Source organism: Mesorhizobium sp. M0998, assembly GCF_040318885.1.
Lineage (GTDB): Bacteria > Pseudomonadota > Alphaproteobacteria > Rhizobiales > Rhizobiaceae > Mesorhizobium.
Window position 1 is genome coordinate 154,794 of sequence record NZ_JAMYND010000005.1, and the last position, 17,128, is coordinate 171,921.

Annotated in this window: 17 protein-coding genes; 12 read left to right on the forward strand and 5 right to left on the reverse strand. The window is 64.3% G+C overall.

Annotation, left to right across the window (positions count from 1 at the left end):
• The first annotated feature begins 264 nt into the window (after nt 1–264).
• The 3 genes from NKH59_RS07025 to NKH59_RS07035 are packed head-to-tail and all read left to right on the forward strand — an operon-like array spanning nt 265 to nt 3,751.
• Nucleotides 265–1,755: an ABC transporter ATP-binding protein gene (locus NKH59_RS07025; protein ID WP_502900019.1), complete on the forward strand. Its 1,491-nt coding sequence runs from the start codon at nt 265–267 to the stop codon at nt 1,753–1,755.
• Nucleotides 1,755–2,810, forward strand: a complete 1,056-nt coding sequence (locus tag NKH59_RS07030) for an ABC transporter permease (protein WP_352540873.1) — start codon at nt 1,755–1,757, stop codon at nt 2,808–2,810. The genes NKH59_RS07025 and NKH59_RS07030 overlap by 1 nt, the downstream gene beginning before the upstream one ends.
• The gene (locus NKH59_RS07035; protein WP_023678177.1) at nt 2,807–3,751 is read left to right on the forward strand and encodes an ABC transporter permease; all 945 of its coding nucleotides are present in this window, start codon (nt 2,807–2,809) and stop codon (nt 3,749–3,751) included. Before NKH59_RS07030 ends, NKH59_RS07035 begins: the two co-directional genes overlap by 4 nt.
• Nucleotides 3,752–3,765: 14 nt before the next feature.
• Here the strand turns inward: NKH59_RS07035 and NKH59_RS07040 are convergent, their stop codons facing one another.
• Nucleotides 3,766–4,533 (reverse strand): SDR family NAD(P)-dependent oxidoreductase, encoded by a 768-nt coding sequence (locus tag NKH59_RS07040; RefSeq protein ID WP_353013889.1) that lies wholly within the window; start codon nt 4,531–4,533, stop codon nt 3,766–3,768.
• Between the two features lie 264 nt (nt 4,534–4,797).
• On the opposite strand from NKH59_RS07040, the gene NKH59_RS07045 reads away from it, so the two are divergent.
• A complete protein-coding gene (locus NKH59_RS07045) occupies nt 4,798–4,953 on the forward strand; it encodes a hypothetical protein (protein ID WP_023678176.1) in 156 nt (51 codons plus the stop codon).
• Nucleotides 4,954–5,083: 130 nt separating this feature from the next.
• Nucleotides 5,084–6,031, forward strand: a complete 948-nt coding sequence (locus NKH59_RS07050) for an LLM class flavin-dependent oxidoreductase (protein WP_352681878.1) — start codon at nt 5,084–5,086, stop codon at nt 6,029–6,031.
• A 28-nt stretch (nt 6,032–6,059) separates the two neighbouring features.
• Here NKH59_RS07050 and NKH59_RS07055 read toward each other — a convergent pair whose 3' ends face one another.
• From NKH59_RS07055 to NKH59_RS07065, 3 genes are read right to left on the reverse strand one after another with little or no spacing between them, the layout of a single operon-like run.
• Nucleotides 6,060–7,010, reverse strand: coding sequence for a dihydrodipicolinate synthase family protein (locus tag NKH59_RS07055; protein WP_353013891.1), 951 nt, complete (start codon nt 7,008–7,010; stop codon nt 6,060–6,062).
• The gene (locus tag NKH59_RS07060) at nt 7,000–7,995 is read right to left on the reverse strand and encodes a Gfo/Idh/MocA family protein (protein WP_353013893.1); all 996 of its coding nucleotides are present in this window, start codon (nt 7,993–7,995) and stop codon (nt 7,000–7,002) included. The genes NKH59_RS07055 and NKH59_RS07060 overlap by 11 nt, the downstream gene beginning before the upstream one ends.
• Nucleotides 7,992–8,963: a Gfo/Idh/MocA family protein gene (locus NKH59_RS07065; protein ID WP_352818321.1), complete on the reverse strand. Its 972-nt coding sequence runs from the start codon at nt 8,961–8,963 to the stop codon at nt 7,992–7,994. Before NKH59_RS07065 ends, NKH59_RS07060 begins: the two co-directional genes overlap by 4 nt.
• Before the next feature lie 97 nt (nt 8,964–9,060).
• Between NKH59_RS07065 and NKH59_RS07070 the strand changes: the two genes are divergently transcribed.
• The 7 genes from NKH59_RS07070 to NKH59_RS07100 all read left to right on the forward strand — a co-directional run bounded on the left by NKH59_RS07070 (nt 9,061) and on the right by NKH59_RS07100 (nt 16,226).
• Nucleotides 9,061–9,774: a FadR/GntR family transcriptional regulator gene (locus NKH59_RS07070; protein ID WP_352470738.1), complete on the forward strand. Its 714-nt coding sequence runs from the start codon at nt 9,061–9,063 to the stop codon at nt 9,772–9,774.
• Between the two features lie 32 nt (nt 9,775–9,806).
• Entirely contained in the window at nt 9,807–11,387 is a 1,581-nt protein-coding gene (locus NKH59_RS07075) for an ABC transporter substrate-binding protein (protein WP_023678170.1), read from the forward strand.
• Nucleotides 11,388–11,453: 66 nt separating this feature from the next.
• Nucleotides 11,454–12,413 carry an ABC transporter permease gene (locus tag NKH59_RS07080; RefSeq protein ID WP_023678169.1) on the forward strand — a complete coding sequence of 320 codons (960 nt, stop codon included), beginning with the start codon at nt 11,454–11,456 and terminating at the stop codon, nt 12,411–12,413.
• Nucleotides 12,410–13,315 (forward strand): ABC transporter permease, encoded by a 906-nt coding sequence (locus tag NKH59_RS07085; RefSeq protein ID WP_502893704.1) that lies wholly within the window; start codon nt 12,410–12,412, stop codon nt 13,313–13,315. The genes NKH59_RS07080 and NKH59_RS07085 overlap by 4 nt, the downstream gene beginning before the upstream one ends.
• Nucleotides 13,316–13,333: 18 nt before the next feature.
• On the forward strand, nt 13,334–14,251 hold the full coding sequence (locus NKH59_RS07090) for a dihydrodipicolinate synthase family protein (RefSeq protein WP_353013896.1): 918 nt from the start codon (nt 13,334–13,336) through the stop codon (nt 14,249–14,251).
• Nucleotides 14,248–15,258, forward strand: a complete 1,011-nt coding sequence (locus tag NKH59_RS07095) for an ABC transporter ATP-binding protein (RefSeq protein WP_353013940.1) — start codon at nt 14,248–14,250, stop codon at nt 15,256–15,258. The genes NKH59_RS07090 and NKH59_RS07095 overlap by 4 nt, the downstream gene beginning before the upstream one ends.
• Nucleotides 15,258–16,226, forward strand: a complete 969-nt coding sequence (locus NKH59_RS07100; RefSeq protein ID WP_353013898.1) for an ABC transporter ATP-binding protein — start codon at nt 15,258–15,260, stop codon at nt 16,224–16,226. Before NKH59_RS07095 ends, NKH59_RS07100 begins: the two co-directional genes overlap by 1 nt.
• 16 nt (nt 16,227–16,242) lie before the next feature.
• On the opposite strand, the gene NKH59_RS07105 is transcribed toward NKH59_RS07100, so the two are convergent.
• Entirely contained in the window at nt 16,243–16,956 is a 714-nt protein-coding gene (locus NKH59_RS07105; RefSeq protein ID WP_353013900.1) for a haloacid dehalogenase type II, read from the reverse strand.
• Nucleotides 16,957–17,128 lie beyond the last annotated feature (172 nt).

A 17,128-nucleotide genomic window follows, 5' to 3' on the forward strand; every position in this document is an offset into this window, starting at 1 on the left:
TTTGGGGGTCTGGCGCTTGTCGCACCCCCCTCTGGCCTGCCGGCCATCTCCCCCTCAAGGGGGGAGATTAGCAGCTTCGCCGACAGCACCTCTTCTTCAGCGCTGACGATTTGCGAAAGCCGAAGTGACATCCGATCTCCCCCTTGAGGGGGAGATGGCCGGCAGGCAAGAGGGGGGTGCAGCGCATTCCCGTCGATCAAAGCTGAACCGTAAAGCCAATTCCGATCGGGAGCACCCTTGTCAACGCCTGCCCCTCTTATTGAAATGCGCGGCATCTCCAAGAGCTTTGGCGCCGTCAAGGCGAACGAGGCCGTCGATCTCAGCGTCGCGCCGGGTGAAATCCTCGGGCTGCTCGGCGAAAACGGCGCCGGCAAGACGACGCTGATGAACGTGCTGTTCGGCGCCTATGCGCCCGATGCCGGCGAGATCCTGGTGCAGGGCCGGTCGGTGGCGATCAACAGTTCGGCCGATGCGCTGGCCGTCGGCATCGGCATGGTGCACCAGCATTTTCATCTCGCACCACGGCTTTCGGTGCTGGAGAACCTCTTGATCGGCATTCCCGGCAGATCGGGCCGGATCGACCGCGCCGGCGGGCTGGCGCGGCTCGCCGAGATCGGCCGCCAGCACGGGCTGACGCTCGACCCGGACCTCCCCGTCTCGGCGCTGTCGGTCGGCGAGCAACAGCGGCTCGAAATCGTCAAGGCGCTGTTTCGCGGCGCAAGGCTGCTGATCCTCGACGAGCCGACGGCGGTGTTGGCACCAACCGAGGTCGACGGGCTGTTTTCGGCGCTGCGCTCGATGGCGGCACAAGGGCTCGGCATCATTTTCATCTCGCATAAGCTCAACGAGGTGCGAGCGCTGACGCATCGCTGCGTCGTGCTCCGGCATGGGCGCGTTGCCGGCCGCGTCGATGCGCCGGCCAGCACCACGTCCTCGGAGATGGCGCGGCTGATGTGCGGCCACGAGATCGTGCCTCCGGCCAGAGGACCGTCGATGCCGGGTGCGGCCGTGCTGACCCTCGACGGTATCTCGACATCGCATCATTCCGGCATGGCGCTGCGCGATGTTTCGCTGTCGGTTCGTGGCGGCGAGATCCTCGGCATCGCCGGCGTCTCCGGCAATGGCCAGCGCGCGCTTGCCGAGGTCATCTCCGGCGTGCGTGCGCCCGATGCCGGGAAGATGACCATAGCCGGCAAAACGGTTTCGCGGTTCTCGCCGAGCACAGTGCAGGCGCTCGGCCTCGGCCGCATCCCGGAAGACCGTATGACGACAGGGCTGGTCACCAATCTGCCGCTCGCCGATTCGATGGTGCTGCCGCGCATCGGCACGGCGGCGTTCAGCCGCAACGGCCTGCTCAAGCCGGATGGGATCCGCGCCTTCGCCGAGGCACAGATCAAAGCCTACGATATACGTTGCCCCGGGCCGATGACGCGCGCCGGGGCGCTTTCCGGCGGCAATCTGCAGAAGGCGCTTTTGGCGCGCGAACTCGCCTTCGATCCGAAGGTGCTGATCGTTTCGCAGCCGACTCGCGGCCTCGACATCGGCGCCGCGCGCTTCATCCACGAAAAATTCCTCGACATGCGCGCCAAGGGCTGCGGCATCATCGTCATCGGCGAGGATCTGGAAGAGTTGCTGATGCTCTCGGATCGTATCGCGGTGATGTATGAAGGCCGCATCGTCGGCACGCTGAACAGCGCCGACGCCAGCATCGCCAGACTCGGGTTGATGATGACCGGAGCGGAGGGCCATGCCTGATGTTCCGTCTCGAGGCCCGCACCTCAACGCCCGCCTGGTTCAATCTGGCGCTGCCGCTGCTCGCTATCGGCGCGACGCTGATCCTGTGCAGCGGCCTCATCGCACTGGCCGGCGCCGGCGTCGTCGAGGCTTATGGCGTTATGTTTTCGGCGTCTTTGGGCGACAGCTACGCCATCACCGAAACGCTGGTGCGTGCCGCGCCGATGATCTTCACCGGGCTGGCCGTGGCAGTCGCCTTCCGCGCCAAATTCTGGAACATCGGCGCCGAAGGGCAATTGCTGGCTGGTGCGGCGGCGAGCTGTGCCGTCGGTGCAATCCCGATGCCGGGGCCGCTCGCCATGCTGCTGATGGCGCTGGCGGGCGCTGCCGCCGGCGCGGCCGTCGCCCTGATCCCCGCCACGCTGAGGGTAAAATTCAGGGTCGATGACGTGGTCAGCTCACTGCTGCTCAACTCGGTCATTTTCTATGCACTGATGGCGCTGATCGAGGGGCCATGGAAGGACAGTTTCAGCGGCTACCCGATCTCGCCGCCGATCGAGGATACGGCCAATTTTCCGGTGCTGCTCGAAGGCACACGGCTGCATCTCGGCGTCGTCGCGGCGCTGGTCGCGGCACCGGTCATCTGGTTCGTGGTCGCGCGCACCACGCTCGGCTTCCGCATCAGGGTCACCGGCGAAAACCCGGAAGCGGCGCGCTATGGCGGCATCAATGTCGAGCGGGTGCTGATTTCGACGGCGCTGCTGTCTGGCGCATTGGCCGGCCTTGCCGGCGTCGGCGAGGTCGGCGGCGTGCATTTCCAGGTGATGAGCGACATCTCGCCGGGCTATGGCTATTCCGGCATCGTCGTCGCCATGCTGGCGAGGCTCAATCCGCTCGGCGTGGTGCCGGCGGCGATCTTCCTTGCCGCCGTCATGACCGGCGCCGAGGCGATGTCGAGGGCCACCGGCGTTCCGGCCTTCCTCAGCGATGTTATTCAGGGAACCGCATTGCTTGCCATGCTGGTGGCGCTGCTGTTCACCGCCTATCGCCTCCGTCGCGTGGGAATAGCCAAATGAGCGTGGTGCTGGAGCAGATATTCCAGGTCGGCTTCCTGGCCGCCATCATCCGCATCGCCACGCCCCTGGCCTTCGCAACGCTGGGCGAAATGTTCTCCGAGCGCGCCGGGGTGCTCAATCTCGGCATCGAAGGCATCATGCTTTTGTCGGCGATGACCGGCTTCACCGCGGCGAGCCTCAGCGGCAGCCTTTGGCTTGGCGTGCTCGCGGCGGTGCTGACCGGGGCGCTGATGGGCGCCGTGCACGCGCTGTTCACTGTAGCGCTCGGCCTCAGCCAGCATGTCTGCGGCATCGGCGTGACGCTGTTCTCGTCGGGCCTTGCCTATTTCCTCTACCGGCTGATCTTCGGACAGCAATCGGTGCCACCGAACATCAAGGGGTTCGAGACGCTGCCGATCCCGATCCTGTCCGACATACCGGTGCTTGGGCCGGCGGTGTTCAACCAGTTTTCGCTGGTCTACATGGCGATGCTGGCCATACCGCTGGCCGCCTTCGTGCTCTACCGCACGCCTTGGGGCCTAGCGGTGCGCATGGTCGGCGAAAACCCGCGTGCCGCCGATTCTGCCGGCGTCAGCGTCATTGCAACACGCTTCCAGGCGGTGATCCTCGGCGGTGCCTTGATGGGACTGGCCGGTGCCTTCCTGTCGATGGCGCAATTCAACGCCTTCACCTTCGGCGTGGTTTCGGGGCGTGGCTGGGTGGCAATCGCGCTCGTCGTTTTCGGCCGCTGGGATCCGTGGCGATCGGCAGGCGCGGCACTGCTGTTTGCCTTCGTTGACGCCTTGCAGTTGCGTATGCAGGCGAGCGGGCTTGGCCATATCCCCTACGAGGCCTTCCTGATGCTGCCGTTCATCTTCACCATCGTCGCTATGGCGGTGATGTCGCGCAATGCGGTGGCCCCGTCGGCGCTGCTCAAGCCGTTCCGGCGCGAAGAGCGGTAGCGGCGCTTCGCCTTTCATATCGCGGTGAAGCCGTTATCGACGAACAGATGGGCGCCGTTGACGAAGCTGGCCTCGTCGCTGGCCAGGAACAGGGCTGCCTTCGCGACCTCTTCCGGCTCGCCGATCCGCCCTTGCTGCGCCGCCATTGCCGCGTCGGAGACATCGACGCCGAGTTTGTCGAGATCGGCGACCTCGCGCAGGCCATGCGGTGTCCTGATGAAGCCTGGACAGACCGCATTGCAGCGGATGTTGCGGTCGCGGAACTCGACGGCGATGGCACGCGCGAACATATGGCAGGCGCCCTTGGTGGTGTCGTAAAGCACCTCCATCGGCGTCGCCGCCACCGCCGAGATCGACGAGGTGCAGACGATGGACCCGCCGCCGGCGGCGATCATGCCGGGCAACACAGCACGCGTCATCAGGAACATCGAACGCACATTGACGGCATGCAGCCAGTCCCATTCCTGCAGCGTGGTCTCCAGGAAGGGTTTGATGACGAGGGTGCCGGCGTGGTTGAACAGAACCGTGACCGGGCCGAATTTTTCCGTCGCGCCCTTCACCGCCGCTTCGACCTGCGCCTCATCCGATACGTCGGCGACCCAGTGTTCGGCGACATGGCCGCGTTGCCTGATTGCCGCTGCGGTGGCCGCCGCCGCTTCGCCGTTGCGGTCGACGATCGCCACCTTGGCGCCCTCGGCCGCGAAAAGCTCCGAGGCCGCACCGCCCATTCCTGTCGCGCCACCCGAAATGATGGCGACCTTGCCGGCCAGTCTTGTCCCCATGGTTTGCTCCCTGCTGCCTTGCCGTGACGTCGCGGCTTTCCGCTGAAGCGATGCTATCCCTCATCCATTGGATGGCCAAGGAGCCACAGACACATGGACCTGACGTTTCCTGCCGTCACCCCGGCATGCCGCAAAAGGCAGCGCTAAGCAGTAAAAGCACTAACTTGTCCGCCGTTTGGAGAAAATTGTTCTAAGGATCGCGCGAAAATAGCACTCGACAAAGTCTACTGATTTTATAGATTAAGCGCCGAGACGGAGGTCGATATGTCCTATAGCCAGAACGCTCAGACTGCCCGCAAAGGCCAAAGGCTGGGTTCCGACCAGGTGTGGCGGCCGGCCTATGCCGGTGCTTTCGCCTATCTCGTCTTTGCCCTTGCGTTTGTATTCACCGGGGCAGTGGTACTGGGGCTGATCCCCTGATTGTCAAGGCTCTGATCATCGAGGCTTCCTCGGGATAGCGGCCTGCCGTTTGCAGAAATTCCGGAGTTGATGAACCGAATGCCGGTGTGCATTTGCGCGCCCTGATTCCAACGTGATGGAGGAGATGGCAATGCCGATCGAGTTCACGCATGTTCCCGGTAAGATCCACGCTGCCGACGCCAGCTTTTTCTATGACTTTGTCGAGACCGCGACGAAGCTGTCACTGATCGAGGATGCTGGATTCCAGAGGATCGTCATCGACGACCAGGCCGGGCTGCTGACCAATATGGACCTTGCCGCCCAGACGCTGGACCGGACCTCGTCCCTGGAGGTCGTGCTCACGCATTGGGCAGGCGTGATCGAACCAACCGTGGCGGCGCGACAACTCGCTGCCCTCGACGCGAGAAGCGGTGGCCGGCTGTCGCTCAGGATGCTCAGCGAGCCGCTGAGCGACGACGATGCCGAGGCACGTCCGGCCGGCCACACAGTGGTCTGGCAACGCATTGATGAATATCTGGTGCTGCTGAAGCGGTTGTGGTCGAACGACAGGCCGTTCGACCATGAAGGCACCTTTTACAGCATCAAAGGCGGCTATGTGCCGCGCAAGGGGCCGCATGGTGCCGATGTGACCATCCGCATGGGCGGGCAGTCGGGCACTGCGCTCAGGGTCGCGGGCAGGCATGCGGACGTGTTCGAGCTGGCGCCTGGCTCGCTTGCAGAAATTCACCAGTCAATGGAGCGCGTACGCGGCGCTGCTGCCGAACACGGCCGGGCCGGCAAGCTGCGTTTCGCGCTTCCCGTCCGAATCCGTTCGGAAGACAAATCGGCCGCTTCCTGCCAGAAGGCGCTCGAACTTGCCGGGCCGCCGGCGCAGGTCGCGCTGTCGCTGCTTTCCTACGCCGCTTTGGGGATCAAGGAGTTCATGATCGTCGGCGTCGACAGGCCACGCGAGATTGCGACCGCCGGCCGCGAGGCGATCGCGCTCTTGCGCAATTCACTGGCACGGCGCGAGGCCGATGTCCCTCAGCCGGGGGCGTTTGTGTCACGCGCGACACAGGGCGCGCGAGCCGGCTGCTGAACCGTCGTCCCGCGCCTTGGTGACGGGTCTACCACCATTCCTGGAAAGCCGCGTGAGCCGCCCTGGCCAGCGTCGGTATTTCCTGATCGGGAACGGAGCTGTAGGGCCAGAGCAATCGCGGCCCGAGCGGCGCCCAGCCGCCAGCCGCCGCCATCGCCTTATCGAGTGCTGCATCACCGACATTGTAACGGGTGCGAAACGGTAGGACATGTACGGCCAGGAAGGCCTGTATGCGGGCCTCGAGTTCGGCAGCTGTGGCCATGTCGGTGCGGATCATCTGCCACCACTGCACCGCGCCCTTCGGGTTGAGGCAGGCAACGTTGGAGTAGCTGCCATGGGCTCCCCCGGCATAGCCTGTTGCCAGCGTGTGGCCGGGGACGAAGACGGAAAATCCGTCCAGTCTGCGGCGCGTGTCGGCATACCAGCCGGCGTCGCCGCCCGGCAGCTTGGCGCCGACCAGCGATGGCACGGCCGCACGCAGACTGGCGATGCCGTCGAGCGTCAGGCGGCGCTTGGCGTGCGGCGGGTTGTAGAGCACCAGCGGCGTTTCGGGCGCGGCCTCGCAGAGGCCGCCGGCAAAACGCATGATCTCGTCGTCACTGGGCGGCCACCAGTCGGGCAAGGTGAATTGAGCCGCCGTCGGGCGAAGTCCGGCGACCCGCGTCAGTCGCTCCAGCGCGACGCGCGGATTGGACTGGCTGATGCCGATCTGGAAAGGAAGGCGCGCGCGGCCGGCTATGGTTGCGACCAACTCACAAAGCCGGTCGAATTCGGGCTCGGTCTGGCAATGGAATTCGCAGGCCGTGCCATTGGAATAGACGCCGTCGACGCCTGAGGCGCAGAGCCGGGCGATCGTCTCTTCCGTCGCCTGCCAGTCGATCGCTCCGCGATCGTCGATGGCCAGCATCACCGCGCCCCAGATGCCGCGCGGTGCGTGTGCGGGCAAGCGGGCCAGATGGTCGTCGAGGTCAGCGTCCACCGGCGATCTCGTGTTCGCGGCGGGTTTCGTTCGACGCGAAGCCAGCCTCGATAATGGCGATGATCTTGCGCGCATAGATGCCGTCGACCGGCACCGGCGTGTCATCGGCAATGGCATCGCGCATTGCGCTCCATTCGCGCACCAGCGCGTTATGCATCCAGTTCGGCTCAAAGGACCCGGGCAGCTCGGTCCAGACCGTCTCGCGGCCAAGCATGGTGCCGCGGTCCATGTCGATGCGCAGCGTTCCCCGCTCGCAGACCAGATCCATGGCATAGGTGGTGGCGCCGGTGCGATAGCCGACGCTCTGCACCTGGCCGATGCCGCCGCCGGCGAAGCGCAATCCGAGCAGAGCGCTGTCGTCTGCTTCCTGGTCATGGAACTTGGCGCCGAGCATGCCGCTCACCGACACGACATCGTCATCCATCAGCCAGACCAGGCGATCGACCGCGTGGATGCCGGCCGTCAACAGCATGCCGCCGCCGGTCGCCTTGCGCAGATGCCAGTCGCGGCGATTGTGCTCCATCCACAGCTTGATGATCCAGCTCGATCCGGCGAGCGGCCGGCCGAGCTCGCCTTCCTCCAGAATTTGCCTGGCCGCCATGCAGGGCGGGGCGAAATGCATGAGGTGGGCGACCATCAGCTTGACGCCACCCTTGGCCACGGCGGCGTTGATCGCATCGCAGGCAGCCACCGTCGGCGCCATCGGTTTTTCGAGCAGGATATGCTTGCCGGCCTTTGCCGCGCCGATGGCCATTTCGGCATGGAGATGGTGCGGGCTGGCAATGAGGACCGCATCGACCTCCTTGTCGTCCAGCAGCCTTCGCCAGTCCGCGTAGCCGCGGCCGCCATGTTCAGCGGTGAATTGCTGCAGTGCGTCGGCATTTCCTCGAGAGGCGGCGGCGAGGCGAATACCGCCAACCTCACGGATTGCCCGCGCATGGGCTGCGCCGAAATCGCCGGCGCCGATAATTCCTATTCCAATCATGGTCCTGCCTTTTGATAAGCGGCGTCGATCAGCGACATCGCCGCAACATAATCCTCGATGGACACCGGCGGAGGCGCCTTTCTGGCCAGCCGGTCAAGCGTATCGCGCATGAACAGACGATAGCGCGTTGCCGGCAGTTCGACCGGCAAGTCGACGATTGCCGCGTCGTCGAGCGTTGCGCAGATAACATGGTCGCCATGATCGATGAGGGTGGCATTGGCACTGACGATGCGCCACTCGAAGTCACCGCCGGGGCGCATCGAAGCAAAGGTGTAACCGGCCTCGACGATGAACAGCGCGCCGGCCTCGTCTTCCAGCACCAGAAGTGCGTGATCCTCGACCGGGCCGGGATGGATGCGGTTCGCGATCGAAACGCCTTTCAGGCCGAGCTTGCCGGTTGCGAGGCTGAGTGCCGCGTCGACGCCGTGTATGCCGAGATTCCTCAACGCACCCCCGCCACCAACCGCCGGGTCGAGCACCCAGGCGACACCGTCGGCGATGTAGCGTTGCGGCGGGCCGTTGATCAGCCGGAACTGGCAATGCGCCACGGGGCCGGCGCGACCTTGCCGGCGCAGCCGTTCAAGGCCGGCAACGGCCGGCCCGAAACGGTTGGGCAGGGGAACAGCGACAAAAGCCTGGTACTGCCTGGCGAGGTCGCGCAGCGCCATCAGTTCCCTCGTATGGCTGGCCGCCGGCTTCTCCAGGATCAGCGGTATCCTTGCCGCGATGATCGCACGTGCCCGCGCCGGCACCATCGAAGGCTGCCCCATCAACAGGATCACATCCGGCCGGCTGGAGAGTATCTCCTTGAAATCTTCGATAAACGGCAGGTCGTGGTGCGCGGCGAACGCATGCGCTTGGCCAGGATTCTCGTCCCAGATACCGGCGATCTCCGCACCGTGAAAGCGTGCGGCGTCGAGGTGCATTTCGGCGTGCCAGTGGCTCGAGCCGGCGAGGATTATCTTCATTCGGAGGCAGCACGTTTGCTATGGGCTTGCAGGATATCCTACAAGTGGCTATACGACAAGCGGCGGGCAAGCTTCAGCGGATGATGAAAGCAGTGGGATGGCGGAACTGAAGTCGATCGAACCGTTGAGCAGACCACCGCTGCTGCACGTCACCGTGCAGGAAAGCCTCCGGGCCTATATCGAAAGCAACCAGCTCAAGGCCGGCGATCCCTTGCCGCCGGAGACGTTCCTGGCGCAGCGGCTCGGCGTCGGCCGCAACTCCGTGCGGGAGGCCATCAAGGCGCTGGAATCGATCGGCATCCTGGAGACGCGGCGCGGCATCGGCGTGTTCGTCAAGGAGTTCTCGTTCAAGCCGCTGCTGGATAATCTTGCCTACGGCTTGCAAGATTCGCTGCGCGATGTCGAAGAGCTGCGCGAAATCCGCCGCGTGCTGGAAACCGGCCTCATCGCCAAGACGATCGAGATGATCAGCGCCGAAGATATCGAAGCGCTGCGCCAGTTGACCGAGCGCATGCGGCAACGTGCCGAGCGCCATGAGAGCTTCGCCGAAGAGGACCAGCAATTCCATCAGCTGCTGTTCCGCTGCCAGAACAATCGCATGCTGAGCGCGCTGATCGACATCTTCTGGATGGCGTTCAACAAGGCCTCGAATTTCACCAATCTCGACAATCCGACGCCGCTGGCGACATGGCGCGACCATCACGAGATCGTCGAGGCTGTCGCCGCCAAGGATGTCGACCAGGCGCGTCGGCGGCTCGATGACCATTACCGGGGGATCCAGCAGGTTATCGCCAAAAACCGAGCAAGCTGAAGAACAACCTGACTATGCCAAGGGAGGAAACCATGCGCATCAGGACCATCGCATTCTCAGTCGCCGGGCTGCTGCTCGCCAGCATTGCCCCATTGACCAGTGTCCAGGCACAAAGCGCCAAGACCATTGCGGGCGGCTTCGACGTCGGTCCCGGCGGTTTTCCCAAGAACTTCAACCCGCTGGTGGCGACCGGCGGCTACACCTGGCTCAGCACCTATTTTGAACCGCTGGTCATCTACAATGCCGGGCTGGCCGATATCGAAGGCGACCTCGCCAAGGACTACAAGATCAGCGACGACCAGCTGAGCTATACGTTCAACCTGGTCAACGAGACCTGGCATGACGGCAAACCGTTCACCTCGAAGGACGTCAAGTTCACCCTCGAGCTTGCCAAGAACAAGGCCTCCGGCAGCCTGTTTGCGGCCCGCCTCGCCAACATCGCCTCGGTCGATGCCCCGGATGACCACACCGCAGTGGTGAAGCTATCGAAACCGAACGGCTCGTTTCTATCCATCCTCTCGCAGCTGATGATCCTGCCGGAGCATGCCCTGGCCGCTCTGCCGCCGGAATCGCTGGCGACAAGCACCTGGTGGTCGACCACTCCGGTCGGCACCGGCCCGTTCAAGTTCAAGCGCTACGTGACCGACCAATATGTCGAACTGGCAGCCGATGACGATTATCGCGGCGGCAAGCCGAAGGTAGACGTGCTCATCAACCGCTATTTCGAGTCGCCGGCGGCGGCCGTTGCCGCGCTCCGTGCCGGCGAAATCCAGTTCACTTATGTCGAGCCCGACGATGCGGCATCGTTCAAGAGCGACAGCAATTTCAAGGTGATCGAAGGTGCCTCGTACGTGGTCAACTATATCGGCCTGAACCAGAAGGTCGACCTGTTTAGGGATATCCGTGTCCGCCAGGCGATCATGTACGCGATCGATCGCAACGCCATCATCGACAGCCTCTACGGCGGTGCCGCCGAGCCAGCCAATTGCGGCTATGTCGCGCCGCATCTCGTTCCCGCAGGCCTCGAACCCTATGCCTACGATCCGGCAAAGGCCAAGGCGCTGCTGAGCGAGGCCGGCTGGGACAAGATCAACGGCGACAAGCCGATCACCTTGCTGACCTATTACGGCTCGCCGCAAGCGGCCAATGTGATGGCCGCTGTCCAGTCGATGCTGGCCGAGGTCGGCATCAATGTGGTGCCGCGGGTCGTCGATACGCCGACCTACAACGGCATCGTCTACAAGCAAGGCACGCCGGACTGGAACGCCTTTCCGATGGTCTATGCCGGCCTGCAGAACGGCCCCAACCCGGCCGGCCTCAATCCCGGCCTCAACAAGTCGCAGATCCCGCCGGCAGGCTTCAACACCATGCGCATCGAGTTCGACGATCTGAGCACCGCATTGGACGCCGCGCTAGGCCAAACCGATCCGGCCAAGCTCGATCAATCCTGGCAGGGGGTCTGCAAGGTCATGAACAAGGAGCTACCCTGGGCGACGTTGTGGGTGGCCAACCGCTATGGCGTAGCCTCCAACAAGCTGCATGACTTCGTCTGGACGCCGGCGCCGGGCGGCGGCCCCTACGCAGCTCACCCCGAGCGCTGGGACATCCAGTAAGAAACCCGCAACCAAGCGAGCAGGCGGGACCACTTTGGCGCCGCCTGCCACCGCCACGGAAAGCCCATGTTGAGCTTCATCGCCCGCCGCAGCGCCACAGGATTGCTGATGCTGGTCGCGCTCAGCGTCCTCATCTTCATCCTGTTGCGGCTGGCGCCGGGCGATCCGATCGACGCCTATATCAACCCATCGGTCCCCATGTCGGCTTCCGACCTCGAGGGCCTGCGCGAACGGCTCGGGCTCGATCGGCCGCTTCCCGTGCAATATCTCGCCTGGCTGCGCGCGGCGCTGAGCGGTGACTTCGGCTATTCGATCCAGCGCAGCGGCGTTGCCGTGCTGCCACTGGTCATGGAACGCATCGGCCCGACGGCGCTGCTGATGGGTACGGGCCTGGCGATCGCCATCGTGCTCGGCATTTCCGCCGGCATTTTCAGCGCGGTGCGCCGTAACGAACCATCCGACATCGCGCTGTCGGTGCTGTCGTTTATCGGTATCTCCAGCCCGGCTTTTCTGACAGCGCTGCTCGGTCTCTATTTCTTCTCGGTGCTGCTGCGCTGGGCGCCGTCCGGCGGCATGCAGACCGCGGGTGCGCCGTTCTCGGCGACGGATGTGCTTGCGCACCTCGTCCTGCCCGCCTGCCTGCTGTCCGTCGGCCATGCCGCGCTGATCATGCGTTACATGCGCGCCTCGCTGCTGGAAGTGCTCAACCAGGATTACGTGCGGACGGCGCGTGCCAAGGGCGTGCGCGAGTTCTGGGTTATCATCAAGCATGCAACCCGCAATGCGCTCTTGCCGGTCATTACCTTGATCGGCTCGACTGTCGGCATCGCCATCGGCGGCGCCATCTTCCTGGAAAGCGTGTTCAACTGGCCGGGCATGGGACTGCTTCTGGTCAACGCCGTCGGCACCCGCGATTACCCGGTGATCATGGGCGCTACCCTGGTGATCGGCGTTTGCGTCATCCTGGTCAACCTCTTGACCGACGTCGTTTATGCCGTCGTCGACCCGCGCATTCAGGTGGCATGATGGCAATCACGGCGCCAGATCCTACAGTTGACCCGACAGCCGTGCCGCAAACCAAAGGCCCGCTTCGCCGCGCGCTCGACCGCTTTTTTGAAAACCGCGCGGCGCGTGCCGGGCTTTTGATCGTCATCCCGATCCTGCTGGCGGTTTCGACGTATCCTTTGTGGTGGCCGTTCGGTCCTAACACCATCGACCTCCGAGCAATGAACAAGGCGCCGTCGGCCATTCATTGGCTGGGCAGCGACGGCGTCGGGCGCGACGTCATGGCCCGGCTGCTGCAAGGCGGACGGATCTCACTGCTGGTCGCCGTCTGCTCGGTCGCCATATCGACCGTCATCGGCTTCCTGGTCGGCGCCGTCGCCAGCTTTGGCGGGCGTCTTGTCGACGGCACGGTGATGCGCCTGGTCGACCTGGCGATGACGCTGCCGCCGGTGATCTTCCTGCTGGTGCTGGCTTCGATCGCCGGCACCGGCATCGCCCCGACCATCCTGGTGATCTCGCTGCTCTCCTGGCCGGTGCTGTCGCGCATGGTGCGCGCCCGGCTGCTCGAACTGCGCGAGCGCGATTTCGTCGTTGCCGCCCGCGGCATGGGCGCGGGGCTGCCGCATCTGCTGTTCCGGCATGGCCTGCCCAATTGCATCGATATCCTGGTCGTCTACGCCACCTTGCAGATCGCCAACGCCATCCTGCTCGAGGCCGGCCTGTCCTTCCTCGGCCTCGGCATCGCACCGCCCGAAGCCAGCTGGGGCAACATGCTCAATCTCGCCCGCTCCACCGTGGTGCTTGAAAATTACCCCTGGCAATGGATGTTCCCGGGCGCCGCACTGGTGCTCACCGTGCTCGCCATCAATTTCATCGGCGACGGCCTGCGCGACGCATTCGACCCCCGCTCCGATCTCAACTGACCTCAAAGGTTTATCAAAATGCCCCTGTTTACCGGCGTCGTGCCACCTGTCGTCACCCCGCTCAATGCCGATTTCAGCATCGACTTTCCGTCGTTCACCCGCACCATCGAGAACCTGCTCGACGGCGGTGTTCACGGGCTGTTCGTGCTCGGTTCGACCAGCGAGGTGGTCTTCCACGACGAGGCGGGCCGCAGGGCCGTCCTCGAGCACGCGGTCAAGGTCAATAACGGCCGGGTTCCGATCTTCGCCGGGGTCATCGACCCGACGACCGACCGCGTCATCAACCACGCCCGGATCGCCAGATCGGCCGGCGCCGACGCCATCGTCGTCACCGCGCCGTTTTATACCCGCACCAGCCAGCCGGAGATCGGCGACCACTTCCGCTATATCAAGGATGCGATCGACATTCCGGTCATCGCCTACGACATCCCGGTCTGTGTCCACGTCAAGCTGGAGCGCAAGACCATGGTCGGTCTCGCCAGGGAAGGCGCCATTGCGGGTATCAAGGATTCCAGCGGCGATGACGGCAATCTGCGTTACGTGCTCAAGGACATGGCCGACGATCCCAGTTTTTTCGGCATGACCGGTTCCGAGATCCTGGTCGACAGTGTGCTGGCGATGGGTGCGCATGGCGTCGTGCCGGGCCTCGCCAATGTCGACCCGCATGGTTATGTCAGGCTGTGGAAGCTGACGCAGGCGGGCCAGCATGCCGAAGCCCGCCTGGAGCAGGAGCGATTGTTGAAACTGTTCGAGATCGTCTGGATCTCGCTCGGCAGGACTAGCGCCGGCTCGGCCGGCGTCGGCGCCTTCAAGGCGGCGATGAAGAGCCTCGGCATCATCGCCTCGAACACCATGGCGCGGCCGCAACGCAGCCTGAACGAGGAAGAAACCGCGAAGGTCGACATGATCCTTCGCGACGTGGGGCTGCTCCGCTGAGTGTCGCGCCGATCCTCTCGATTTCCGGCCTGCGCGCGGTGTTCCGCATCGCGGGGCGCGACATCGCGGCGGTAACGGATGTCGACCTGACGATCGGCTCCGGCGAGACGGTGGCGCTCGTCGGCGAATCCGGGTCCGGTAAGTCCGTCACCAGCCTGTCGATCATCGGCCTGTTGCCGAAAAGGGTCGGACATATCGCCGAGGGGTCGATCGCGCTGCGGCGCAAGAACGGCACGGTCACCGAATTGACCAGCCTCGATGCCGAATCGCTGCGCAAGATACGCGGCAATGAGATCGGCATGGTGTTCCAGGAGCCGATGACCAGCCTCAACCCGGTCTACACGATCGGCGAGCAGATCGCCGAACCGATCCGCATCCATCTCGGCAAATCGCACCGCGAGGCAGAAGCAGATGCGGTGCGGCTGCTGGAACAGGTCGGCATTCCCGATCCGAAGCGGCGGGCGCGGCAATATCCGCACGAACTTTCGGGCGGGATGCGCCAGCGTGCCACCATTGCCATGGCCCTGTCCTGCGATCCTGGTTTGCTGATCGCCGACGAGCCGACAACCGCATTGGACGTCACCATCCAGGCCCAGATCCTCGATCTTTTGGCCGACCTGCAGGCGCAGCGCGGCATGGGCATCCTGTTCGTCACCCACAATCTCGGAGTCGTCGCCGAAATCGCCGACCGGGTGGCGGTGATGTATGCCGGGCGTATCGTCGAATCGGGTCCGGTGAGCGAGGTGTTCACCCGTCCGCGCCATCCCTATACGGCAGGGTTGATGCGCTCGGTGCCGCGGCTCGGCCAGGCCACGGCGCTGAAGGCGGCGGGAACGCCGCTGCCGACCATTGCCGGAAATGTTCCGTCGCTCGCCTTGCTGCCCATGGGCTGTTCCTTCGCGCCGCGTTGCCCGATGGCTATCCCTGCCTGCCGCGCCGCGGTCCCTCCATTGTTTGCGGCGACGCCGACCCAGCAAAGCCGCTGCCTGCGCTGGGAGGAACTCTGATGGCCGACGCCCCTTTCCTCGCTGTCAAAAACCTGACCAAGCATTTTGCGCCGACAGCGTTCTCGCGCGGACCCGTCGTAAGGGCGTTGGAGGATATTTCTTTCGATATCGGGCGTGGCCAGGTGGTCGGCCTGGTCGGCGAATCCGGCTCCGGCAAGACGACGATCGGCCGCTCGGTGCTGCGTCTTATCGAGCCGACATCCGGCCAAATCAACTATGACGGCACCGACATCACCAGGCTGGGTGCCGCCCAGTTGCGCCGCCAGCGCCGCAAGATGCAGTATATTTTCCAGGATCCCTTCGCCAGCCTGTCGCCGCGCATGACAATCGGGCAGATCCTCACCGAAGGCCTGGACATTCAAGGCATCGGCAAGAAGTCCGAGCGGCGGGCGAAGGCCGAGAAGGCACTTGCCGCGGTCGAGTTGCCGGTCGACGCCTATGACCGTTACGCCCATGAATTTTCGGGCGGCCAGCGCCAGCGCATCGGCATCGCCCGGGCGCTGACGCTCGAGCCGGAATTCATCGTTGCCGACGAGCCGGTCTCGGCACTCGACGTCTCGATCCAGGCGCAAATCATCAATCTGTTGCGCGACCTGCAGCTCCGGCTCGGCCTGACCATGCTGTTCATTTCGCACGATCTGGCTGTCGTCGAGTACATCTGCGACACGGTCATCGTGCTCTATCTCGGGCGCATCATGGAGGTTGCGCCGGCGGCCGAGCTTTATGCCCGGCCGCAGCATCCCTACACGCGCGCGCTGCTGTCAGCCATTCCGTCGCTCGATCCGCTGGCCAGGCAAAGCCGGCAGGTGCTCAAAGGCGATATTCCAAGCCCGGCAAACCCGCCGTCGGGCTGCGTTTTCCGAACCCGTTGCCCGTTCGCGCTGGAAGCTTGCGCCGGGGCTGTACCGCCGCTGAGGGCGACAGCCGAGGGCCATCTGAACGCCTGCATTCGCGACGACATCGCTTAGGTTTTCTGCCCTCGGCCTACGGGAGAACTTGGGCGAGATGGACAAGGTCGTCGGCCACAAAGTCCCAGCTCTCAAGAGGCGAGAGATCGGTCGTCTGCGCCGGGCCATGCTCTTTTGGCCGAGCAACAAAGGCGGTTCCGATACCGCACCTTCGTGCCGCGGCCAGGTCGTCATTGTGCGCGGCGATTAACACGGCCTCCGCAGGTCGCACCCCCAGGATCTCCACTGCGCGGAGATAAGCCTGCGGCGCAGGCTTGTAGGTGCCGAACACATCCGAGCCAAGGACGGTGTCCCAAGGCAGGCCGGCGCGCTTGGCCATATCCAGCAACAGCCGGGTATTGGCCCCTGATAAGGGCACGATGATGAAGCGTTCCTTTAGCCTCGCAAGGCCTTTCAGCGAATCGGGCCACGGCTCCAGCCGGTGCCAGGCGAGGTTGAGTTCCTCAAGTTCGGCGGTCGGCAGCTCGGATGGGGCCAGCCCGAACTGGACGAGGGTGGCGTCCAGATTCTCCCTGTTGATTACGTCAAGTGACACGAAAGGCCGCTGCCCCGTCCGCACCGCCTCGGTCGAGGCGTCATAGCGCGACGCCCACGCATCGGCGAATTCACCGGGATCGACCTGCTCTGCACCAACTCGCGCGAGGAAGGCGCCGGCCTCCCTTGCGATACCGCTGCGCCAATCAACGACGGTTCCCAGAACATCGAAGAATAGGACTCGAGTAGTGGTCATTGAGCTTTCCTCCGACCTCATTGAAACGTCGCCGACGCCAACCCATATGCAATGCGCGTCGGATGTTTCCTCCCATTCGTCCGGCGCGTTCCCCTCTGAAGGTTTTCGACCTTCACATCTGGCCGGGCTTTGCAGCCCGGCCTTTTTTTGCGGGTAAGTGAGCCAGCCGAGA